Annotated in this window: 19 protein-coding genes and 1 pseudogene; 11 read left to right on the forward strand and 9 right to left on the reverse strand. The window is 54.9% G+C overall.

Features of this window, described 5'->3' with window-relative positions; all coding sequences use genetic code 11:
* The first annotated feature begins 6 nt into the window (after nt 1–6).
* From AC2TDJ_RS13580 to AC2TDJ_RS13610, 7 genes are all read left to right on the forward strand, one after another.
* Nucleotides 7–1,038, forward strand: coding sequence for a zinc-binding dehydrogenase (locus AC2TDJ_RS13580; protein WP_480842972.1), 1,032 nt, complete (start codon nt 7–9; stop codon nt 1,036–1,038).
* A gap of 63 nt (nt 1,039–1,101) precedes the next feature.
* Nucleotides 1,102–2,718 (forward strand): GMC family oxidoreductase, encoded by a 1,617-nt coding sequence (locus AC2TDJ_RS13585; RefSeq protein ID WP_480842973.1) that lies wholly within the window; start codon nt 1,102–1,104, stop codon nt 2,716–2,718.
* A gap of 144 nt (nt 2,719–2,862) precedes the next feature.
* On the forward strand, nt 2,863–3,819 hold the full coding sequence (locus AC2TDJ_RS13590) for an ABC transporter permease (RefSeq protein WP_480842974.1): 957 nt from the start codon (nt 2,863–2,865) through the stop codon (nt 3,817–3,819).
* A gap of 75 nt (nt 3,820–3,894) precedes the next feature.
* A complete protein-coding gene (locus AC2TDJ_RS13595; RefSeq protein WP_480842975.1) occupies nt 3,895–4,929 on the forward strand; it encodes a sugar ABC transporter substrate-binding protein in 1,035 nt (344 codons plus the stop codon).
* Nucleotides 4,930–4,990: 61 nt separating this feature from the next.
* The gene (locus tag AC2TDJ_RS13600; RefSeq protein ID WP_480842976.1) at nt 4,991–5,971 is read left to right on the forward strand and encodes an ABC transporter permease; all 981 of its coding nucleotides are present in this window, start codon (nt 4,991–4,993) and stop codon (nt 5,969–5,971) included.
* A complete protein-coding gene (locus tag AC2TDJ_RS13605) occupies nt 5,968–7,470 on the forward strand; it encodes a sugar ABC transporter ATP-binding protein (protein WP_480842977.1) in 1,503 nt (500 codons plus the stop codon). The genes AC2TDJ_RS13600 and AC2TDJ_RS13605 overlap by 4 nt, the downstream gene beginning before the upstream one ends.
* Before the next feature lie 22 nt (nt 7,471–7,492).
* Nucleotides 7,493–8,926, forward strand: coding sequence for an aldehyde dehydrogenase family protein (locus AC2TDJ_RS13610; protein ID WP_480842978.1), 1,434 nt, complete (start codon nt 7,493–7,495; stop codon nt 8,924–8,926).
* A gap of 49 nt (nt 8,927–8,975) precedes the next feature.
* Here the strand turns inward: AC2TDJ_RS13610 and AC2TDJ_RS13615 are convergent, their stop codons facing one another.
* Entirely contained in the window at nt 8,976–9,902 is a 927-nt protein-coding gene (locus AC2TDJ_RS13615) for a sugar kinase (protein ID WP_480842979.1), read from the reverse strand.
* Entirely contained in the window at nt 9,903–10,610 is a 708-nt protein-coding gene (locus AC2TDJ_RS13620) for an FCD domain-containing protein (RefSeq protein WP_480842980.1), read from the reverse strand. It abuts the gene before it with no gap.
* A 175-nt stretch (nt 10,611–10,785) separates the two neighbouring features.
* Between AC2TDJ_RS13620 and AC2TDJ_RS13625 the strand changes: the two genes are divergently transcribed.
* From AC2TDJ_RS13625 to AC2TDJ_RS13635, 3 genes are read left to right on the forward strand one after another with little or no spacing between them, the layout of a single operon-like run.
* The gene (locus AC2TDJ_RS13625; RefSeq protein ID WP_480842981.1) at nt 10,786–11,910 is read left to right on the forward strand and encodes a mandelate racemase/muconate lactonizing enzyme family protein; all 1,125 of its coding nucleotides are present in this window, start codon (nt 10,786–10,788) and stop codon (nt 11,908–11,910) included.
* Nucleotides 11,900–12,940 carry a zinc-dependent alcohol dehydrogenase gene (locus AC2TDJ_RS13630; protein ID WP_480842982.1) on the forward strand — a complete coding sequence of 347 codons (1,041 nt, stop codon included), beginning with the start codon at nt 11,900–11,902 and terminating at the stop codon, nt 12,938–12,940. The genes AC2TDJ_RS13625 and AC2TDJ_RS13630 overlap by 11 nt, the downstream gene beginning before the upstream one ends.
* Before the next feature lie 2 nt (nt 12,941–12,942).
* Complete coding sequence (locus AC2TDJ_RS13635; RefSeq protein ID WP_480843038.1) at nt 12,943–13,704, forward strand: SDR family oxidoreductase; 762 nt, start codon at nt 12,943–12,945, stop codon at nt 13,702–13,704.
* A 304-nt stretch (nt 13,705–14,008) separates the two neighbouring features.
* Here the strand turns inward: AC2TDJ_RS13635 and AC2TDJ_RS13640 are convergent, their stop codons facing one another.
* The 7 genes and pseudogenes from AC2TDJ_RS13640 to AC2TDJ_RS13670 all read right to left on the reverse strand — a co-directional run bounded on the left by AC2TDJ_RS13640 (nt 14,009) and on the right by AC2TDJ_RS13670 (nt 20,292).
* Nucleotides 14,009–14,311 (reverse strand): hypothetical protein, encoded by a 303-nt coding sequence (locus AC2TDJ_RS13640; protein ID WP_480842983.1) that lies wholly within the window; start codon nt 14,309–14,311, stop codon nt 14,009–14,011.
* Between the two features lie 84 nt (nt 14,312–14,395).
* Nucleotides 14,396–14,920: pseudogene (locus AC2TDJ_RS13645) on the reverse strand (D-lyxose/D-mannose family sugar isomerase); the annotation flags it as partial.
* On the reverse strand, nt 14,917–16,194 hold the full coding sequence (locus AC2TDJ_RS13650) for an amylo-alpha-1,6-glucosidase (RefSeq protein ID WP_480842984.1): 1,278 nt from the start codon (nt 16,192–16,194) through the stop codon (nt 14,917–14,919). The pseudogene AC2TDJ_RS13645 and the gene AC2TDJ_RS13650, both read right to left, overlap by 4 nt.
* Nucleotides 16,195–16,206: 12 nt before the next feature.
* Nucleotides 16,207–17,247, reverse strand: coding sequence for an ABC transporter ATP-binding protein (locus AC2TDJ_RS13655; RefSeq protein WP_480842985.1), 1,041 nt, complete (start codon nt 17,245–17,247; stop codon nt 16,207–16,209).
* A gap of 23 nt (nt 17,248–17,270) precedes the next feature.
* A complete protein-coding gene (locus tag AC2TDJ_RS13660; protein WP_480842986.1) occupies nt 17,271–18,107 on the reverse strand; it encodes a carbohydrate ABC transporter permease in 837 nt (278 codons plus the stop codon).
* Nucleotides 18,104–18,949 carry a carbohydrate ABC transporter permease gene (locus AC2TDJ_RS13665; protein ID WP_480842987.1) on the reverse strand — a complete coding sequence of 282 codons (846 nt, stop codon included), beginning with the start codon at nt 18,947–18,949 and terminating at the stop codon, nt 18,104–18,106. The genes AC2TDJ_RS13660 and AC2TDJ_RS13665 overlap by 4 nt, the downstream gene beginning before the upstream one ends.
* A gap of 74 nt (nt 18,950–19,023) precedes the next feature.
* Entirely contained in the window at nt 19,024–20,292 is a 1,269-nt protein-coding gene (locus AC2TDJ_RS13670) for an ABC transporter substrate-binding protein (protein WP_480842988.1), read from the reverse strand.
* 23 nt (nt 20,293–20,315) lie between these two features.
* Here AC2TDJ_RS13670 and AC2TDJ_RS13675 point away from each other — a divergent pair, with 23 nt between their 5' ends.
* Nucleotides 20,316–21,518: a LacI family DNA-binding transcriptional regulator gene (locus AC2TDJ_RS13675; RefSeq protein WP_480842989.1), complete on the forward strand. Its 1,203-nt coding sequence runs from the start codon at nt 20,316–20,318 to the stop codon at nt 21,516–21,518.
* Nucleotides 21,519–21,629 lie beyond the last annotated feature (111 nt).

Consider the following 21,629-nt stretch of genomic DNA (forward strand, 5'->3'; position numbering starts at 1 on the left):
GGTGCAATGTCGCATATCGAAACGAAACTGACCGCAGCACGTGCTGTTTCGACTAACGATCAGGAGATCGCCGAACGCATCCCAGAAGGATACGCTCGGCTGCGAATGGCGGTGGCCAGTCTGTGCGGAACCGACCTGCACTATTTTTCGAATTTCGCAAACGCCGGTTTCGCACTTCAGAACGCTGTGACCTTGGGCCACGAAGCCTGTGCGTGGGTCATGGACTCGAACGGCTCTGGGTTACGACCCGGTCAGCTTGTAGCTTTGAATCCGATCATGAATTGCCAGGATTGCGATGCCTGTAAGCGAGGGGAAGAAAACCTTTGCACCGCGAAAAAATTTCCGGGCTCGGCCACAACCATTCCGCATCTGGACGGGTTTTTTCGCGAGGTCATAGATCATCCCGTTCGATGCTGCAGACCGGTCGCCGAACACGTTGACCCGCGCCACCTGACCTTTGCTGAACCGTTGGCCTGCGCATTGCACGCGCTGAACAAGGCTAATGTCAGCGAAGGTCAAAAAGTGTTGGTCACTGGCTGCGGCCCAATGGGTTTGCTTGCCATTGCTGGAGCCGCGGCGCGAGGTGCAGATGTCACCGCGTTGGATTTGCGTTCCAAAGCAGTCGAGGTGGCCCTGGAAGCGGGTGCGCAGTTCGGCCTGGTTGCAGGGGAGTTCATAGAATCCGATCTTGAACGGCAATTTGACGTCGTCATTGAAGCCAGCGGCGCCTTGCCCGCATTTAATACAGCGCTCAAGGCCGTGCGTCCGAAGGGGCATGTTTCAATTCTCAGCAATATCCAGCTGCGCGAAGCACAAGTGATGCTTCATCTGATTATGCTGAAGGAAATCAAAATTGTCGGTTCGTTTCAGTTCAATTCAGAGTTTGAGGAAGCGGTGCGATTGATCGAAGCGGGTTCGATCGATTTCGACGTACTGACAGCCGACACTTTTCCATTGGAGCGCACAGCAGACGCTCTGGAATTGATGGCAAGCGGTGGCGCGTATGGAAAGATCATAATCCTTGGCGAGGTTGGCTGAGGCGAGATTTAACGCGACCTGTCTGGAGGACGGCAGGGTGGCGGGAAAGCAGGGTGGAGGACAATGACTGAGACTTTTGATTACATCGTCGTTGGGGGTGGATCGGCCGGATGTGTGGCCACTTCTCGGCTGGTCGAAAGCGGTGCGAACGTGTTGCTGTTGGAAGGCGGGTTTCATCATCGCCATCCGCTTTTGGACATGCCGCCGGGCGTCTTCAAGCTGCTCAAGAATGACTCGAAGTTCTTTAAGAACCATATGTCCATTCCACAGCCTCATTTGAACGGGCGCCAGGCAAAGATACCTCAAGGCAACGTGCTTGGCGGCGGATCAACTGTTAACGGTCAGGCCTACGTGCGCGGGCGTCCAAGTGACTACAACGAATGGAACGAAATCCTGCGCGGCAACAACGACGCGGTCAGTTGGGACTGGGAAGACGTTTTACCGCATTTCAAGCGCTTGGAAGGAAACAAGAAATTCAATGACGAATTGCACGGTTGCGACGGGAAACTGATTGTCTCCGACCCGGGTTACATTGACGACATGGCCCGATGGTTTGTTCAAGCCATCCAAGCGCAGGGAGAGCCATTTAATCCTGATTTCAATGGCAAAAACCAGCGCGGCGTTGGCTATTTTCAGTTCACATACAATCATGGGCAGCGGATTTCGGCTGCTTACGCCTTTATCGACCCGTTGAAGAACAGCCCAAACCTGACGGTTCGGCTGAATGCGCAGGTTCAGCGAATTCTGATCGAAGGGAAGCAGGCGGTAGGTGTCGTCTACAAAGACAAATCCGGAGCCGAACACACGGCGAGAGCTGATGGCGAAGTGCTTCTGACGGCAGGGGCGCTGATCACTCCAAAACTCCTGATGCTGTCGGGGTTGGGTCCGGCGGACCACCTGCAATCGCACGGAATAAAGGTAGAGGAAGACCTGCCGGGTGTTGGGCAGAACCTAAAGGATCATCCGGACGTGTCCGTCGTGGCTCGGGCCAATGGTCCATATGGGTATTGGGGGCAGGATCGCGGCTGGAACATGATCCGCAACGGTCTTGAGTTCAAACTCTTCGGGCGCGGCAAAATAACGACAACTGGGTTGGAGGCGGCCTGTTTTTTGAATCCAACCGACCCCGAAGCCCCGCCGACCCACGAAGCCTATTGCATACCCGTGATGTACTTGAATGACGAACAGCTCAGGGACATCAAAGAGGATTACGGCGTTTCAATTCAGATGGTTCTGTTGAAGCCGCATTCCACCGGCGATGTCAGGTTGGCCTCGGCCGATCCGGCCGACATGCCGCTGGTGAACCCCAACTTCCTGGCTGATCAACGTGACATGGACGAAATGATCAAGGGGTTGCGGTATTTCCGGCGGACTATGGATACCGAGCCTCTGGCCAGCAAGATCGACGAGGTCGTCGCACCTCTGGACATGTCAGACCAGGGACTTACCGAACATTGCAAGAAAGTCGTCAAGACGAATTTCCACCCGGCTGGCACCGCCAAAATGGGCGCGGATGGCGACAAGATGGCTGTCTTGGACGCGCGGATGCGTGTCCGAGGCATCCAGGGGCTGCGTATTTGCGACATGTCCGCTGTCCCTGAGATTCCGGCCGGAAACACCAACGCCCCTGCAATGATGCTGGGTGACCGGTGCGCAGACATGGTTTTGGGGGCTTTGTGATGATAATTTTCGGCCCCAGGTTCAGCGTTTTGTACGACGATAAGTCGATTTTGCAAACTTTTCTTGACAACTCGGCAAAGATTAGGTCCTCTTGCATTGTGTTTGGTCGTACCAAATGGTGCGAATGGAGGAGCGGGGGATCAAATGCCTAACTTCGGAAAACTCCTGCGAGAGAAAAACATCATCTTTGTAACCTTGGCTCTGTGCCTGGTGTTCTTCCTGATCAGCCCCCGCTTCATGAGTATCGAGAACATGTCGGCAATCTCGCGTCAGATCGTTCCCATCGGTCTCATCGCATTGGGTCAGTTTTTTGTCGTCGTATCCGGCAATATCGACCTGTCGATGGGGATGGGGTCAGTTTTGTTCGCTATTTTGTTGGGTGTTTGTTTTGGTCTGACCGGGGGCGTGGCAATCGGTATTTTGGCCGTTATTGCGGCGTCATTGGCCGTCGGTTTTTTCAATGGTGTCTTGGTCGCCAAATTCAAGCTTCCAGCCTTCATCGTAACGCTTTCGATGCTTTTCATGGCGCAAGGCCTGTCGGGGCTCATTATTCCGCGCGGGCAGCAGATTTTTCTGATGGGCGGGTTCTTTCGCTTCGTGGGGTCAGAAAAATTCATGGGCTTTTACTGGTCGTTCCTGTTTCTCGTCGCCCTCTTCGTGCTGGCCTACGTCGTTTACAACCACACGCGTTGGGGCTCATACATCGTCGCAATCGGCAATAGCGAAGAGAACGCAAAACTGGCCGGGATCAACGTCGATCGGGTCAAGATCGGCATCTTTATGTTCTCTGGTCTTTGCAGCGGTTTTGCCGGGATCATGCTGTCGACGCGGATGGGCTTTGTTCAGCCCGGCCTGGATGGCAATGGGCTGCTGCTGGATGGCATTGCGGCGATAATCATCGGCGGAACTTTGATTTTGGGTGGGCGCGGCACCATCGGTGGGGCTTTTTGGGGGCTTCTGTTCATTGGTGTCATCAACAACTCATTGAACCTGCTGAACGTCGAAGACGTCTGGCACCAGGTTTTCAAAGGCGTGGTCATCCTGGCGGCGCTCGGCGCGAACTGGTTGCTTTGGCAATCCCGCCAAGCAGAAGCGCACTGAAAAGAGAAGCAACTACACCGAAAAAAGCCGGATCAGCCGGATCATGAAACGGATTAATATGGAGGAGATAATCCAATGAAGTTATCCAAAACGTTGGCGGCCACCACCGCCCTTGTTTCCGCCTTAGGTGCAAGCGCCGCATTGGCAAACGATGCCCTTGATATCGTGTTCATCAACGATGGACATGTTGCACCTTATCATGTGGCTTGGCTGTCCGGGTTCGAAGATGCGATCAAAGCCTATGACGAGGCATTCGACGACGTGAAGGTCACGGGGCGCTGGCTGTCCGCAGAAGGCTCGCTGGAGAAAATGATTCAGCAGGCGGAAGTGACGATAAATGAAAAGCCCAACGTCATGTTCGTCAACGCGATCAACGTAGACGCGTTCGAACCGCTGGTTGCCAAGGCGCAGGCCGAAGGAATTACATGGATCGCCGTTCATTCACCAATGGAAAGCGCCGATTACAGCTTCACTTTGGGTGATGTAACGAACGGAACGAACCAGGGTATGGCCATGTGTGCTCTGTCGGGTGGCGAACCCTATAAGGTCGGTATCATGCTGGGGCAGGCTGGTAACCCATCGGGTGAAGCCCGCCGCGAAGGTATCCTGAAAGGTATCGCCACCTGCGACAACGTAGAAGTCGTGGCCGAGCAACCTGCGGACTGGGATACGGTCAAAGCACAGTCGATTGCGGAAAACTGGTTGACGCAATTCCCGGATCTCAATGCAATCTCCGGGGTGACAGATGGTTACATGTACCCTTCAATCGCCATCGCGGAAAACAGCGGCCGCACGGATCTGCATTTTTACGGATATGACGGCGATATCCCGATCATGCAGCAAATGCAGGATGGAAACGTAAAGGCGGATATCCTGCTTTCCGGTACGCGCGAGGGTTGGAATTTCGTCCAGATGGCCTATCGCATCCACAAAGGCGAAACACCTGAGAAAGTCTATGATTTCTTCACGCCGCTGGTTTTGACGGAAGAAAATCACAAGATCGCCTTGGAAAACGGTTTTCCCGAGGATGTTGAGGTCTACTACGTCGATCAGGCTTTGGAGGTCGCCCAAAACGGCTACCTGGAATTTGGCCCCGATAGCGTAAAGTAATCCCAGACACTGTCGGCACCCTCACAGGTGCCGGCGTGCCTCCGATTGGGAAACACAAAAGATGACAAGTACAACTATGGCTCCTGTATCAAGCACCAAAAAGAGCCTCGACGGTCTGACCCTACGGTATTTGGTTCTGATCGGGCTGATCGTGATTGCCTCGGTCGGGTTCAGTCTTGCCAACGAAAACTTCTATTCGCTGGCGAACATCGGCATTCTGTTACGGTCGATCGCGGTCCTGTTCCTGCTCTCGATGGGCATGACGTTTGTCATGTTGACAGGGGGTATCGACCTCAGCGTCGGTTCAAACGTTGCCTTCGCTGGCGGGGTTGGCGTTATTGCCTTGACCACGACCGGTAGCGCGTTGATTGGATTTGGCGCCGCTATTCTTGCTGGCATGGCTATCGGCGCAGTAAACGGTGTCTTCATTGGGCGGTTAAAATTATCGGCCTTTATGGTGACTCTGGCGACATTTGCATTGGCGCGCGGTTTGGCGCTGGTGATCTATGATGCCAACTCGATCAATGTCTCGAATCCGACGTTTTTGTGGTTGGGCGGTGTCAGCTGGGGCAACATGCCGGTCGTCATTCCGTTTGTCGCGCTTGTGTTTGTGGCGCTGTCCATAGTTCTGTACAAGACAACCTTTGGTCGAGACGTTTATGCGGCGGGTTCGAACTTTGCGACCGCCTTTGTTCTGGGTCGCCGCCCCGAGCGGACACTAGTCTGGGTATATGTACTGTCAGGAGCACTGGCCGGGCTGTCCGCCATTATTACCGTGGGGCGGGTTTCGTCGGGTCAACCCTGGGCCGGTCTGTACTTGGAATTTGATGCGATTACGGCTGTTATCCTGGGTGGCACGTCGCTGTTCGGTGGCCGAGGAATGCTGTTGGGTACAATTCTCGGCGTGCTGCTTTACGGTATTATCATCAACGGTCTCGTCCTCACCGGAACCAACCCGTACCTGCAAAGCCTGATCAAAGGCATGATCCTTTTGGGCGTCGTGCTGCTGGACACCTATACGCAGCGGGGTAAATCGGCATGAAAAACCGGATCGATATGAAGGGCATCGGCAAGAGCTTCTTTGAAAATCGTGCGCTCGACAACGTCGATTTTTCGTGCATTTCGGGCGAAGTTCACGCCCTGGTCGGGCTGAACGGAGCCGGGAAATCCACGTTGATGAAGGTGCTCGGCGGTGTCTATCACAAAGATGAGGGCGTGATCGAACACAACGGGCGTCCGATTGAAATAAATGCTCCTGCCGACGCCGGCAATGCAGGGATTTCGATGATCCATCAGGAACTGTCACTGATCAACGAACTGACCGTGGCAGGTAATATCTTTCTTGGTCGCGAATTGAAGCGGGGTGGTACTCCGTTTCTCGACAAGCGCGAGATGGCGCGACAGGTCAAGAAACAACTGGACCGTTTCGGACTGTCGCTGAACCCGAACAGACCCGTACGCGATCTGAATTCAGGTGAAAAGCAGATCGTCGAGATCATCCGCGCGCTGATGTCCGATAGCTGGCTGATCGTGATGGACGAACCTACATCTGCCCTGTCCGAAGAAGACAAGGACCGCTTGTTCGAGTTCATCGGCCGGATGAAGGCCGAAGGTATCGCGATCATCTACATCTCGCACCATATGCCAGAGATTTTCTCGATCGCTGAACAGGTTACGGTCATGCGAGATGGAGTCATCGTCCTGTCGGAGCGTACTTCGGATACAACCGAAGACGCCGTTATACATTCAATGACCGGCGAAGAATTGGAGCATTTCGTCAAACCGCACAAGGAAATCAATGGCCAACCGCTACTGTCCGTGCAGGCGCTTTGCAAAGCGGGATCCTATGATCAAGTTTCGCTAGAGGTCCGACCGGGCGAAATCGTGGTTATGACCGGGTTGCGCGGTTGTGGGGCGCCAGAATTGGCCAAGGCCATCTTCGGACTGGACGGCGACTATCAGGGTTCGATCCATTACAAGGGACAACCGCTCAGACCCGGGCGCGGACCGTCCGCTGCAGTGCGTGAAGGTATGGGGTTAGTGACCGAGAACCGAGACAAGAACGGCATTCTGCCGCCTTTGTCCGTGCGGGACAATATCGCTTTGCCGTTTCTCGAAAAGTCTGTCCGAGGGGGGATCATCGACGGCGCCTACATTGATAGGGTGGTGGAAAAAGCAATCCAGGATACCTCGACTAAAACATCGTCTCCCGAGCAGGAAATTCGTTTCTTGTCAGGCGGAAACAAGCAGAAGATCTGTTTTTCGCGTTGGTTGGATGAAGACCTTGAATTGTTGATCCTGTTGGAGCCCACTCGTGGCATCGATGTGCATGCCAAGGCTGACATTTACCGGATAATCGAAGATCTGGCCGAACGCGGCGTCGGAATCCTGATTCTGTCATACGAGATCGATGAGGTCATCATGTTGGCGGACCGGGTCCTGACGCTCTATCAGGGGCGCAGTGTGTCGGAATACGTGTACCCGGACTTCGAGAAAGACCAGATGCTTGCAGATATGGCAGGTGCCGGTCAGCCGCACTAATCGAAAAAAGGGGAGAACCGCCGTGTTCTACAAATGCTTCATCGACAATGAATGGGTCGAAGCGGCCAACGGTGCCCGCATGGACGTGCGTAATCCGGCAACCGGCGAGGTTTGGGCCGAAGTGCCAGCCTGTACAAAAGAAGAGGTCAACCGCACGTTGGAAAGCTCCGCGCGAGCTCAGAAGGATTGGGCGCAGCTGCCGCCAATTGAACGTGCCGCCTACATATACAAGATCGCCGAGGGTATCGAGCGTGAACGGACCCTATTGGAAGAGCTGTTGGTCAAGGAACAGGGCAAGACGCGCGCCGAGGCTGCCGGAGAGGTCACCGACACCATTCGCTATATGACATATTCCGCCGAAGCGGCGCGGCGCTTGCGGGGTGATATTTTCCCGTCTGATAACCCGCGTGAACAACTCTTCATCTACAAAGTGCCCTACGGTGTAACTCTGGGTCTTTGTGCCTATAACTATCCGCTCGCATTGATCGGACGCAAAGCCGGGCCTGCATTGGTGACGGGCAACTCAATGATCCTGAAACCGCATGAAGCAACGCCGGTAACGGCTTCGGTGTTCTGCCGGATCGTCGAAGAAGCAGGTCTTCCACCGGGGGTCATTAACATGGTCACGGGTACTGGCGCTGAGGTCGGTGCGCCGCTGGTTGAAAGCCCGATTGTGCGGCTGATCACCTTGACAGGCTCGATCCGGGCGGGGCAGGCGGTGGCGCAGGCATCAGCCAAGAATATCACTGCACTCTCGCTTGAGCTGGGGGGCAGCGCACCCTTCATCGTGCTCAAGGATGCGGATATTGATGCTGCAGCAGAAGCCTGTGCGATTGCCCGTTTTGCCAATGCAGGGCAAGTGTGCATTTGTTCGGAGTCCGTTCTGGTCGAAGAGCCAATCGCTGCAGAGTTCACCGAGAAGCTGCTTGCCCATGTTGCCAAGATCAAGGTGGGTGACCCAATGACAAATGGCGGAATGGGGCCAATTACAACTCCGGATGCACTGGAGCGGGTGGAAAAGATCGTTGCCGACTCGGTTGCGGGTGGGGCCGAGATTGCCGCCGGTGGAAAGCGGCCCGAGGGTGAGGCATACGCGAAAGGCAATTGGTACGAACCCACCGTATTGATCAAAGCATCACCCGACACCGCTGCAGTGCGCGAAGAAATCTTCGGGCCGGTTCTGCCAATCGTGCAAGTGGCCGATTACGAAGAAGCGCTTTCAATTGCCAATGACCGACCCGACGGACTGTCCGCCTATTTGTGGACCCAGAATCCGTCTGTCTACATGGACGCCATACAGCGCCTTGAAACCGGAACGATATTTCTGAATTCCGGAATCATCGGCTACATTCAGGGCTACCATAACGGCCACAAGCTGAGCGGTGTGGGCGGTGAGGACGGCGTATATGGGATCGAAGGTTATTTGCAGAAACGCACGGTCTACCAAAAATACTAAACGAAACCAAAACAGAGAAACGGCAGGAACGTTGAGGGCGACCGATTAATCAAGCCGCGTCCGGAATAATCGCGCCGGGGTGCTGAATAACTTGACTGGCAAGATTATGGCCCGCGCGCGCGGCGTCCAGATCGCCATAGCCTTGCACAATCGCTGCGATATAGCCTGCGTTGAAACTGTCACCAGCAGCCGTGCTGTCAACGACTTTTACCACGCTACTTAAACCATCTGGCGTATTGCCTGAACTCAGGTCCACCGGGCCTTCTGCCCCGCGCTTCAGGGCACCTCGTGACACTCCAGTGGTTTTCAAACGCTTTAGGACGTCCAGTGAGCTGGCGTCCCCAAAAAGGGACATTTCATCATCGGCCGAAGGCAGCGCGATATCAGCGCGCGCCCACATCGCGTCATTGACCTGTCGCGCCACATTGGTGGATTCCCACAGGCGCGCTCGGTAATTGCTGTCATAAACCAGAGTTCCACCATTCTTGCGGAAGTCATCTGACCAATCGATGATCTCATTTCGAATGCGCTGAGGTAGGATTGCCATCGAAATACCAGTCAGGAAGATGAGATCGAACTGATCAAGGCTGTCCAGCGTTACGTGACATGGATTTTGAAACAGGCTGCGAGCCGCTGCGGCAGAGCGCCAATAGTAGAAACTGCGTTCGCCCATCTCGTCGGTTTCTATTGCATAGAGCCCCGGCATCTGACTTTCCCGCCGCTCGACAAAGTCAGTGTCGAGCCCGTGTGAACGCATTGCCGTGAGAATGCGGTCAGAATATGGATCAATGCCCAAGGCGGTGACGTATGACACAGAGGCGGCATCGCCGCGCAGTTGTCTTGCCAAATAGACAGCTGTGTTATACGTATCCCCGGCAACGCCCAGCGTTGCAGCGTTGTCCTTGCCGGCTATCAGTTCGATCATCACTTCTCCGATGCACGCAATGCGGCGCAGCGGGCGTTTAGACTGGCGCAATTATAGATCCTCGAAAGTCGAAGAGACCTGGTTCCAGGCATTTTTGAGATGTGCGGACATTGCAGTTTCGGCGGCGTCTGGATCACGCATCATGATGCCCTCCAGGATGGCAGTGTGGGCGCGAAAGTTTTCTCGATTGCGATCGGGCAGGCGAGGCATTTGTGACCACTGCGGCTCCAGCCAGGCCACAAATGCCTTGTGGATTGCAGGCAGTACCGGGTTTCTGGGGATCTCGTACAGAACCCTGTGAAACGCCATATCTGTCGCGTAAAAGAGCTGGCTGTCATCGATGGCCGAACCATTCGCGTCGAGCGCGGTTTTCAGATTGGCCAGGTCATCCTTGCTGGCCAAAACAGCAGCTTGCCGGGCAAGAGACACTTCGATCATGACGCGGGAATCGAACAGGTTTTTGACGCCGCCGGGTTCAGTCAGAAGATGGGTCACAATCCCGCTGATTGCGTCAACCGCCGTATCAAAACTGGGCTTGCGTACAACTGGACGATGGCGCGGCCTGGCCTCGATCAATCCGCGCGAAGACAGTACACGAACGGCTTCGCGAACTACCGTGCGAGATATACCGAATTCTTCCATCAGGTTGCGTTCCGGCGGAAGTGGTTCGCCATCGGCCAGGTGGCCCGAATGCACACGATTTTCGATTTCACGGACGACCTGATCGGCTGCCCTGCCTGCTGCTTCTTGTTCGGCCATCCTGGTACTCCTGAATATTCCCGGGCTTAGGGCCGCCTGCACGGCCCTGGTCCATCGACGCTTAATAGGCGTCATGCTTTTGTACGATAAAAACCCAGAGAAGCGCAATAAACTTGACAAAAATTCCGACAATTGGTTACGTAGCTTCAGTTTGGTCGTACCAAAAGAGAATTCTATGAACGCTTCCCACGCCGACTATCAGATTGTCAATTCCCGGGTTCGGTTGTTCGAAGTGCCCTTGGCCGAAGTATTGACCGACGCCAAACACGGCGATCACACGCATTTCGAACTGATCTGTGTAACTGTGCGCCTGAAGGATGGGTCCGAGGGAACCGGGTACACCTATACGGGCGGAAGAGGCGGGCGTGCGATTGCCGCGATGATCAAGTTCGATCTGGCACCGTTCCTGATCGGGTGGGATGCCACCCGTGTCGAGGAACTCTACGAGGCAATGCAGTGGCATGTTCACTATGTCGCGCGCGGCGGCATCGCATCATTCGCGATCTCTGCAATTGACATCGCGCTCTGGGATCTTCGTGGCAAACGAACGGGCCAGGCTCTGTGGCAAATGGCCGGAGGGACCTCGGACCGGTGCCGGGCCTATGCGGGAGGCATCGATCTGAACTTCCCGCTTCCAAAGCTGCTGGACAGCATTCGCACTTACTTGGAGAGGGGGTTCAATGGCGTTAAGATCAAGGTCGGCCAACCAACTCTGGCCGAGGATGTATCCCGCGTTGAAGCTGTGCGCCAACTTATCGGGCCAGACATCACTTTCATGGTCGATGCGAACTATTCGATGACCGTGGACGAAGCCATAGTCGCTGCCGAAGCATTCAAACCTTATGATATTACATGGTTCGAGGAGCCAATTATCCCTGATAACTACAAGGGGTTCGGCCGCATCGCCGAGGTCACGGGCGTTCCACTGGCGATGGGTGAGAATCTCCATACGATCCACGAGTTTGAATACGCGTTTGAGGACGCCAGGTTGAGCTTCATCCAGCCCGATGCTTCAAACTGCGGCGGAATCACAGGCTGGATGAAAGTTGCGAAGCTCAGCCAGGCCTACGGTATCCCAGTATGCTCGCATGGCATGCAGGAACTGCATGTCAGCCTGGTATCCGCGCAACCAAATGCTGGCTGGATAGAAGTCCATTCCTTCCCGATCGACGAATATACGAACCGCCCGCTATTGGTTGAGGAACACTTGGCCGTGGCACCCTCGACGCCTGGCATTGGCGTGACGTTCGACTGGGCAAAACTGCAAGCTGCACATGAGGGCATCAAAAATGAGTGCTGAACCCATCAGAGCCGCATATTACCGTGGTGACCGGACATTCGCTGTCGAACAATCAAAACCTGCGGAGCCTGGCCCCGACGAGGTTCGTATCCGCATCGCGTATTGCGGAATCTGCGGGACCGACATGCACGTCTATCACGGCAACATGGATGCCCGCGTTGGCAAGAACCGCGTTATTGGGCACGAAATGTCCGGCGTTGTAGAAGCGGTGGGAGCGGGCGTTTCGTCAGGTCTGCTAGGCCAGAACGTTGTGGTTCGGCCCCTGGATCACTGTGGCGACTGTCCTGCATGCAAGGCCGGACACAAGCATATCTGCCACAACCTGAAGTTTCTGGGCTTGGATACTGACGGTGCAATGCAGGAGCTTTGGGTCGTACCGTCACACACAATTCACGTGCTTCCGGCCAATCTGCGCCTTGATCATGCAGCACTCATTGAACCCGTGGCCGTCGCTTGCCACGATGTGCGCATGTCAGGTCTTTTGCCCGGTGAAGATGTCGTGGTCATTGGCGGCGGGCCTATCGGTGTTCTGGTCGCCATGACAGCTCGGGATGCAGGCGGGCGGGTGGTGATTTTCGAGGTCAACCCGAACCGTCTGATGATTGCCGAAAAACTGGGTTTCGAGACACTGAACCCGACAGTGGTCGATCTGGTTACAAAGAGCAATTCATGGACAGGCGGAAAAGGCGCCGACGTGGTGTTCGAAGTTTCCGGCACCCAAGCGGGCGTTGATGCCATGACAGCGGTTGCTGCCACGCGTGCACGTATCGTTATGGTGGCAATCCATGCGCAGAAGCCGCAGATTGACATGTTTCAGTTCTTCTGGCGCGAACTAAAGCTGATCGGCGCACGAGTCTACGAACCCGAAGACTATGAGAAGGCCATATCGATCATTGCGTCAGGCGGGGTAGACGCCGAAACGCTCATAACTGATGTCGCACCATTGAGCGACATCCAGTCTGCGTTCGAAGCTCTTGATCGCAGCCCCACTGCGATGAAAAGTCTGATCAAGGTCGGAGAGAGGCAATGAGCATACTGAAAGACTTTGATCTCGCCGGTAAGACGGCGCTGGTAACCGGATGCAAACGCGGCATTGGTCGCGGGATAGCCGAAGCTCTGGCTGAGGCCGGCGCCGATATCATTGGTGTTTCTGCAACCCTGCCAGCGGATAGTGAGGTAGAGCAAGCCGTACGTAGTCGGGGCCGCGAGTTTTCAAGATATCGGTGTGACTTCTCGGATCGTAACGCTGTGATGGCCTTTGCATCTGAATTGAATGCGGACGGCCATCAACCGGACATACTGGTCAACAACGCAGGCACCATAAGACGCAAACCTGCAGCCGAACATCCGGACGAATGGTGGGACGAAGTGATCGAGGTCAATCTGTCCGCTCAGTTCATCCTGTCCCGCGAGATCGGAAAGGGCATGATTGATCGTGGGTCAGGAAAGATCATCTTCACAGCTTCGCTCTTGACGTTTCAGGGTGGAATTACGGTTCCCGGCTATGCTGCCTCCAAGGGGGGAATTGGGCAATTGACCAAGGCGTTGGCGAACGAATGGGCTCCGAAAGGTTTGAACGTCAACGCCATTGCCCCTGGATATATCGCAACCGACAACACGAAGGCCCTGCAAGAAGATGCGGTCAGAGCAAAATCCATCCTGGAACGTATACCGCAGGGCCGGTGGGGCACACCTCGCGATTTCGCCGGACCTGCCGTCTTCCTTGCCTCTGCTGCCTCGGACTATGTTAACGGTGAAATCCTGGTCGTTGATGGCGGTTGGATGGGTCGTTAGAGACGGCTTTTTGGAAAGTTGTGAACGCAGCAAGTTGGCTTGGCGATCGCAGTGAACTTAGGCGGCAGAGATGTGTCGCAAGCTTTAAGCTACAATTGACAAGCACGCGGGTTATGACGTTTGTTTTTTAGCACATAGTCCTCTGGTAGTTTTTGGCTTGATTACATTAATAGGCTGCCCATTCCCTGAGGACGTGGTTTTACACGCAGTGTACTTCTGTATGCAGTACACAGTGTCATAGGTTTTGTTGCAAACTTTTGACCATTGGAGCTGTGCAGGTTAGGCGGTGGCCGGCCAACCGAATTCACCAGTTGAAAGCCAGCTCATGATCTCCTTCAAAGGCGCGCAATAATCGGATCGCCAACTCCATCCATGTAATCTTCGAAGAAATTTGCAACAGAACCATCCGCATTGCCTCAATCATGGCGTGGCTCAGCCTGCTTATTCCAGCCTCAGATAGATGTACCGTAATCCGAGAGACACGCGAAAGGTCTGCGGACTCCTTCTTAAACGTGCCAATTACATGGCTGGCCATTCCAAGCTGCTCTGGCTTCACGTTATCTTCCAACTCAATTGGGAATCGCAAATTGCATAAGAAGCGGTGCATGTGTCAATCATATGCTTCAGCCTGAGGGTCAATCGATTGAGTGTTGCAAAAACCAACGACAATGCCCAGGAGGCGCATGGTTCAGAACGCGTGCCAATCACCGGGCCGTAAAGTGACGCTTTCACCGGGCGCCAGGCGCAGTTTCTCACCCGGACCAAAGCTGTGGCGGATGCCGTCCAACCAAACTACTCCGCCGCGGTCTTCTGCAAACCGACCCGCGTCATCAGAGCCGAAGAGTTCAACGACCAGGGTTGCGCCGCCGCGGTTGATGATATCTTCAGCCTTTAGAACATGCGTATGCATGGGCGACAACTGATCCTGCCGTGAAATCAACAGCTTCTCGGCATAGCACATGCCTCCACCCTTGGCCAAATCACTCTGTAAACCGTTGCGCAGCGTGAAAAGAAACAGGCCCATCCTATCAAAATCACCGTCACCGTAATCGGTGATATCCCAGCCTCAACGCGCGTCGATCACGTGCCGGGCATCACTTTCACTCGCCTTGAACTCCTCGGGTGTCCAATAGGCGAAAGGTGGCAAAGTGAAACCGTGAGAGCGAATTACGTCGTTCGCGTGCGCCATAATCTCGTTGATGCGTGAACGTTTCATGCGGGCACTTTTTGAACCTTAAGGATTTCGATTACCATTGCGGCCGTCCAAGTAAAGTTTTCGCCACCACATGGCTCGCCGCTGACAGGATCATAGTATTCCGCAAAGCCGCTTTTCTTGATGAGGCGCAAGCTGTCAGCCAGAATGCGTTGCGCAATAGCGTTCTGCCCCGACAAGTTCAGACCCTCTGCAATCATATAGTTCACGACCAACCATGTCGGTCCACGCCAATAGCGTTTGCTGTCAAAGGCGTCGTCAGCCGGGTCGTGACTGGGCACCAGATAACCACATCGCTCGGCCAACAAGTTGATCCTTTGCGCGAGCGCTTCAGCGCGCCCGTTAGGCACGCGTGCAATTGCCGCAAGTAAGCCACCAACCGTTGGCGTGTCCTGCAAGCTCCTCGCGGCGCGGTTGTAACACGAGTATTGCCCAAGCATTGGATTCCATAGGTTTTCCAGCGATGCGCGACCCTTGGCAGCCATTTTACGGGCTTCAGAAGCCATCGACGGAATTCCCAAGATGTCTGCCAAATCCGCGACATCGTCGCAGGACCGTATCAGGATGGCGTTAAAGCCCGGATCAACCAGTCGGAAAGGTGAAGCGTCGTGGAGTTTCGCGTTGTCCCATCCCAATTCGCGGAAGTGCTCAACCAACCAGATATACCTTTGGTACTGATCATCCGTTGGGCGATGATCGGGATTGGCATGTGTCGTATCGCGTCGCATGAAAGGGGTTACACCCTCTGTTGGCACAGCCTCTAACCCTTCGTCCCAATCTATAGAATTGTCCCGACCAGACTCCCATGGGTGGATGATCGCCACCAGACCAGTGCCTTCGGGATCCCGGTTTCGATAAAACCACTGATGCCATGCATGGACTTTGGGTAAGAGCTTGGCCAGACGGGCACGTGCGACTGCATTGTCATCAGAACGACCGTAAAGCTTGCGTAATGCCAAGCCCGCGACCGCCGGCTGGGTTATGCCGGTCGTGGGCACAACTTGGCCGGTTTGCCAGACGTCAGGTCCGGGGAAATACCCGTCGTCAGGTTCGTGGAAAATGATATGGGGCACCATACCGTCATCCCACTGATGCGCCATAAGTGTCTCGACTTCGATCCAGGCTCGGTCCATGTCAAAATGCGAAAAGCCAAGTGCGGACAGAGCGCTGTCCCAGTTCCATTGGAAGGGATAGAGGCCGTGGGTGGGCACTGTATAGCCGCCCCGGTCATTCCCTTCCATGATGCCGCGGGCCTGATCAATCAGCGCTTGGCTCATCCTGCTTCTCCTTTAGGCGACGGCCAGAGTGGTTTCCGAGTCAAACCAGCGTCCCCTGCCCTCTTGGGGCGCCAGCGTCAGTACGTCGCCAGGTTTTACGCTGAGCTCACTGTCCAGAACAGCGCGGAACTGGTGTCCGTCGACATCACAAGTCACCAGCAAATGTGCGCCCAAAGGCTCAACGACCTTAGCGCGCGCACCAAAGCCCGCATCAGCAACGCGCAGATCTTCCGGGCGAATGGCCCACTTCAGATCTTTGCCACTTGCCGGTCCGTCAAAGTTCTGTCCTGCCACTGTCCAGCGACCGGAGCCCGCAGCTTCAGCGGGGAGGAAATTCATCGGTGGATTGCCAATGAAACTGGCCACAAACTCGGCCGCTGGATCCCTGTAAACCTCGATGGGCGAGGCTGCCTGAACGATTTTGCCCTGATGCATGACGCTGATCCGGTCGGCCATGGACATGGCTTCGACCTGGTCGTGGGTCACATAGATGGCGGTGGTTTTGCTTTCGGCCAAAACGCCCTTTAGCTCAGCCCGCATTTCCATCCGCAACAGTGCGTCCAGGTTAGATAGCGGTTCGTCCATCAGGATCACATCAGGCTCCATCGCCAACGCCCGGGCAACTGCTACACGCTGGCGTTGTCCGCCTGACAGCTCGCCCGAATAGCGCGTCAAGAGCTGCTCGATATGCATCAGCCCCGCGGTGCGCTCGACCCGACGCTTAACTTCGTCATCGGGCAATTTTTGCATCCGCAGACCAAAGCCAATGTTCTCGAACACTGTCAGGTGCGGAAAGACCGCATAGTTCTGGAACACCATCGAAATGCCGCGATCTTTGGGCGACAGGTGATCCACGCGGCGCCCGCCGATCCAGACTTCGCCGGTTGTGGCCGTCTCAAGACCAGCGATGATACGCAAAAGCGTAGACTTACCACAGCCCGAGGCCCCAAGAAGGACCATGAACTCTTGGTCTGCGATGGTCAGGTTGATGTCGTGAAGAGCTTGGTAAGATCCAAAGTTCTTGGCGACGTTCTTGATCTGTATTTCAGCCATAACAGTTTCCTTTCAGCCACCGCTCAGCGGTTGGCAATGCCCCACATGGCAAAGAGATATTTACGCACAGCGAAGATGAAGATCAGCGCAGGCACCACGAGGATGAAGCCGCCTGCGAATTTCAGGTGCAGCGGTGCTTCGCCAAGGGTCTGCAACAGGAACGCGGGAAGCGTCCGGTTCTCGATGGTCAGCACGGCAGCCGCGAATACCTCGTTCCACGAAATCACGAAGGCAAAGATCGCCGAGGCCGTGATACCCGGCAACACCAGTGGCAGGATCACCTTGGTAAATGCAGTCAGACGCGTGCAGCCCAAAGTCCAGGCAGCTTCCTCCAACTCCAGCGGAATGCCCGAGAAGAGCGAGAAGGTAATCAGAACCGCGAAAGGAATCGCCAGGGTCGTGTGCACAAGAGACAGGCCAAAGGCCGTGTCATCCAACCCTGTGCGTATAAAGAGAACTGCAAGGGGAAGCGCCAGAAGCGGAAGCGGGAAAGCCCGCGTCAGCAAGATCAGCAACCTGAACAGCTCTTTCCCGCGGAATTCAAACCGAGAGAGGGCGTAGCCTGCCGGCGCTCCGATGGTGATTGACATCACCATCGTCAGCACAGCAACCACAACCGAGTTCCACAGAGCCATCAGCATTCCCTGGAACCCCATGAAGAAGTTTATGGATCCCATATTGAACTCCGGAAAGAAGCTCTTCGGGAAGCTGTTCACCGTTTCCGGTGAAGACATTGTGTTCACGAACAAAAGGTAGAGGGGAACAATTACCCAAGCACACAGCAAGATCACTCCGGCCCGGTAGACCCCCCTGCCCGCCTTGCGGGCATCAGGGGCTACAACATCAGCTACAGCGGTCATATCGTTGCTCCTTTCGGGACACGCAGTGCGCGCATGATGAGCAGAGTAAAGACGATCGAGATAATCAGAACGATGATTGCTAGTGCGGCAGCTGCTCCGCCATTTTGCAGGTCAAACTGATAAGCGTAGATTTCGCCCATAAGCACCGGGAAGAGCGTGCCACCGAGCGCCGCGACCACAGCAAAGACTTCGAAAGCCAGAATGACGCGCAGGATCAATGCTGTTTGCAACGATGGACGCAACATTGGCAGGGTGATCCGGGTGAATTGCTTCCAGCGAGAGGCACCAAACACATCGGCGGCCTCATAGTATTCTTTAGGGATCAGACCGATGCCCGCCACCAGTATCACGAGCATGATCGCGGTCGCGCGCCAAATCTCGGCCAGCATAATCGCCAGGAACACGATCCACGGGGTTTGATAACTAAGTAAACTCACAGGTTGGTCCGTGACACCAAGTCCCACCATCATCGAGTTCAGGAAACCCGATTGCTCGAAGATCGCCAGCCAGATGATACCGGCAGCAAGGTCAGAGATGCCAAGCGGAATGGTCCAAATGTACAGAACCAAATCGCGGCCCTTTTGCATCTTCGTGACCATCGTGGCCATCAGAAGGGACAGTGCCAGCTGGATCGGCACTACAGCTGCGGCCAGAAGGAATGTATTCTTCATCGAGATCGGGAACTTCCAGTAGCTCACAACCTCGCGAAAGTTATCCAGTGAGAAACCGTTCTCCGTTCCAAACGCCTCCTGCGCGACCAGCACAAACGGGTAGAGGAAAAACAGACAGAGAAACAGGGTCACCGGGAGGATCAGAAAGTATGGCAATAGCCGCGCTTCCATCGGACCGCTCCTTTGAAATTTTAAAATGCTGGGAAATGGGCCGCCGTCAAAACGGCCCAATTGCTTGTTTGGGTTTATTCGACGGGACATGGGCCGTCTGAAGGCGCATCAGGAGCCCAGCAAGGAGCGCCAGTTTCGTTCATGATCTTTTCAAGCTGCTTCTTTTGATCTTCCAGAACCTGCTCGATGGGTTGCCCCGCCAAAACAATGCGCTCGAACGTGTCCACATAGACGCGGTTGAAATCACCACCCATGCTGCCCAGGCCTGCAGGCAATAGTCCAGGATTGGCGTCTGCCGATCCGCTCATTGTGGCAACTGCTTCACCAGCCGCCTTTACCGAAGGTGGCAGGTCGTCGGGCAATTCAACGTCAACCACGGGGAAGAAGTTTGTGGCCTTTAGCGTCGCAATTTGTGTTTCGGGCTGCATCAGATATGTCACCAGAGCTTTCGCGCCTTCGGCGTCCGGTGCAGTACGCGGGATGGCAACACCTGCCAGAACAGGCATGAAACCGCGACCAGTCGGACCCGCAGGTGCCGGGAAGGCAACGAAGTCGTCAGGGCGCTCGTTGAAGGCTTGCGCCAAGCGCGAGGTGTGATCGAAAACGATCCAGGCATCGCCGTTCAACAGTTGTTCCTGCATGAAAGAGAAGTTGGTCGATGCAGGGTTTGTGTGGCTCCACAGCTCTTTGAATTTCTCCCACGCCGTCACTGCCTCCGGCGATGCAAACGTGCGGACAACACCGTCAGTGTAGGACGGGTAGAGGTATCCCTGGAAGAAGCGGTGTTTCAGACCCTTGGGGCCTGCAGGAAAGCCGAATTTCTTCTGACCAGTCGCTTCTTCCACATTCGCCGCCCATGCGATCAACTGGTCATAGGTCAGTGCACTGATATCCGCGCCTTCAGGCAGGTACTGCAGCGCTTCAGTGTTCGCGGCCATGATATAGCTTGCTTGCATCCAGGGCATGTAATGAAGGCTGTCAGTTCCCAGCTTGGCAAGATCGTTAAAAGTGTCTGAGGACGACATGACGCCCAAATCACCGAGATCCACTAGGTCTTCGGGATTCATCGCCGAGAAGTTACCATGCAATGAGCCCAGCAAGTCAATGCTGCCAGAACCAGCTTGCAGTTCGGCTTGCAGACGTGTCAGCCACGGCCCATCTTCGTTCGGCTGGTAATCAACCTCGCGATCAAAGCCGCCGAGGACTTCGGTCCGCATCGCCTGCGCTTCTTCGGCAGGTCGGGCCTGCGTAGACCAGAACAGAGTTTCCGCTTGTACGGCAGCGGCGCCGACAAGCATGGCAACACCGGATACGGCACCCGCCAGTTTCGAATGAATAGACATGTTTTCCTCCGTTATGCCTGAGGTTGACCGAAACCTGGCAACCTCCCTCCCTCGCCGAAGAACTTGGGTTAGCCAATGGCGAATATCGACAATATGATACATCGTTATATCACGAGTCAAGCCCGAGGCCTTTTCGCTTTTTTCATAATTTACTTGAAGTAATCAGAGTCACCTGCAAATTAAGAAGAACGTTATACCTGGAAACTGCAGTCATCATGATAAAAAAGCCCACCCTATCTAGCGTTGCCAAAGAAGCGGGCGTGTCGGTTCCCACCGTTAGTCAGGTCATGCGCAACACGGGTCGAATTTCAGAACAGACGCGTCAGAAAGTTCTGAGCGCAGCGAAACGACTTCGTTACGTTCCAAATCACGCGGCGGCTACCATGCGATCCGGTGAAAATCGCGAAGTCGGCTTTATGCTGAATAAACTGGCGAACCCATTTAATTCAGAAGTTGTGAGCAGCGCCGTAGACCTTCTTGAAAGTGAAGGTTTCATGGTCTCAATCCTCGATGCGCAAGGGGATCTTCAACGCCAAGACCGCCTCATGGAGGCATGTATTCGATTTGGCCGCGGCGGATTGATCTGGGTTCCGGCGCTCGACACACAGGAAGAATCACTGGAGCTCATAAAGGCTCATAACGTACCCACTGTCACCTTCATGAGAAAGGTGTCGAAGTCTCTTGACTATGTAGGCGTTCTAAACACCGAAGCTCTCACTCGGGCAACACAGCATTTGATCGATTTAGGGCACAGGCACATTGCCTATTTTGGCGGTACCGAGCAAACATCAGTGCGTGAAGAGCGTATAGCAGGATATCTAGACGCTCTTAAGCAGTTGGATGGCGCGCAGCCAGTTATTTGGCCCTGTGACGAGAACAAGCGTGCTGGCTTTGACTCTATAGCAGCACTCCGCAAGCAGCATCCTGAGGTGACTAGCATCGTGTGCAATGGCGATGTTGTCGCGCTTGGAGCCTGCCTTGGATTGATCCGATCCGGGTTAACGCCGGGACATGATTTTTCCGTCGTGGGTTTCGATGACATTGAGGAGGCCGGTATCTCAACCCCTGGCCTGACCACGATGGCGCTCAATCCCAAAATGCTGGGCACGCGATTGGCCGAGATCCTGCTGGACCGAATGCGAACACCAAATCTCCCGGTCCGGCATCTTGAGTACTCCGCGACGTTGAAAGTTCGCGAAACATCAGGAGGCGCGCGCCATCACTAAAACGTTCCGGCGCAGAAATTGCCCCAGTTTCTTGTCGCAACAAATCTCAAATCGTTGCCTGTGTGGAACCAGGGACAAATTTGCTTTGTTTAGCAACTTTTTGCCCTCTCT

The organism is Ruegeria sp. HKCCD6647-2 (assembly GCF_057221075.1).

What these genes read in the sequence shown, in the direction of transcription:
- AC2TDJ_RS13625 (WP_480842981.1), top strand. Translation starts at nt 10,786, where the DNA reads ATGAACGCTTCCCACGCCGACTATCAGATTGTCAATTCCCGGGTTCGG.
- AC2TDJ_RS13620 (WP_480842980.1), bottom strand. Translation starts at nt 10,610, where the DNA reads ATGGCCGAACAAGAAGCAGCAGGCAGGGCAGCCGATCAGGTCGTCCGT.
- AC2TDJ_RS13580 (WP_480842972.1), top strand. Translation starts at nt 7, where the DNA reads ATGTCGCATATCGAAACGAAACTGACCGCAGCACGTGCTGTTTCGACT.
- AC2TDJ_RS13605 (WP_480842977.1), top strand. Translation starts at nt 5,968, where the DNA reads ATGAAAAACCGGATCGATATGAAGGGCATCGGCAAGAGCTTCTTTGAA.
- AC2TDJ_RS13665 (WP_480842987.1), bottom strand. Translation starts at nt 18,949, where the DNA reads ATGGAAGCGCGGCTATTGCCATACTTTCTGATCCTCCCGGTGACCCTG.
- AC2TDJ_RS13670 (WP_480842988.1), bottom strand. Translation starts at nt 20,292, where the DNA reads ATGTCTATTCATTCGAAACTGGCGGGTGCCGTATCCGGTGTTGCCATG.
- AC2TDJ_RS13595 (WP_480842975.1), top strand. Translation starts at nt 3,895, where the DNA reads ATGAAGTTATCCAAAACGTTGGCGGCCACCACCGCCCTTGTTTCCGCC.
- AC2TDJ_RS13640 (WP_480842983.1), bottom strand. Translation starts at nt 14,311, where the DNA reads ATGCACCGCTTCTTATGCAATTTGCGATTCCCAATTGAGTTGGAAGAT.
- AC2TDJ_RS13630 (WP_480842982.1), top strand. Translation starts at nt 11,900, where the DNA reads ATGAGTGCTGAACCCATCAGAGCCGCATATTACCGTGGTGACCGGACA.
- AC2TDJ_RS13590 (WP_480842974.1), top strand. Translation starts at nt 2,863, where the DNA reads ATGCCTAACTTCGGAAAACTCCTGCGAGAGAAAAACATCATCTTTGTA.
- AC2TDJ_RS13600 (WP_480842976.1), top strand. Translation starts at nt 4,991, where the DNA reads ATGACAAGTACAACTATGGCTCCTGTATCAAGCACCAAAAAGAGCCTC.
- AC2TDJ_RS13585 (WP_480842973.1), top strand. Translation starts at nt 1,102, where the DNA reads ATGACTGAGACTTTTGATTACATCGTCGTTGGGGGTGGATCGGCCGGA.
- AC2TDJ_RS13655 (WP_480842985.1), bottom strand. Translation starts at nt 17,247, where the DNA reads ATGGCTGAAATACAGATCAAGAACGTCGCCAAGAACTTTGGATCTTAC.
- AC2TDJ_RS13660 (WP_480842986.1), bottom strand. Translation starts at nt 18,107, where the DNA reads ATGACCGCTGTAGCTGATGTTGTAGCCCCTGATGCCCGCAAGGCGGGC.
- AC2TDJ_RS13650 (WP_480842984.1), bottom strand. Translation starts at nt 16,194, where the DNA reads ATGAGCCAAGCGCTGATTGATCAGGCCCGCGGCATCATGGAAGGGAAT.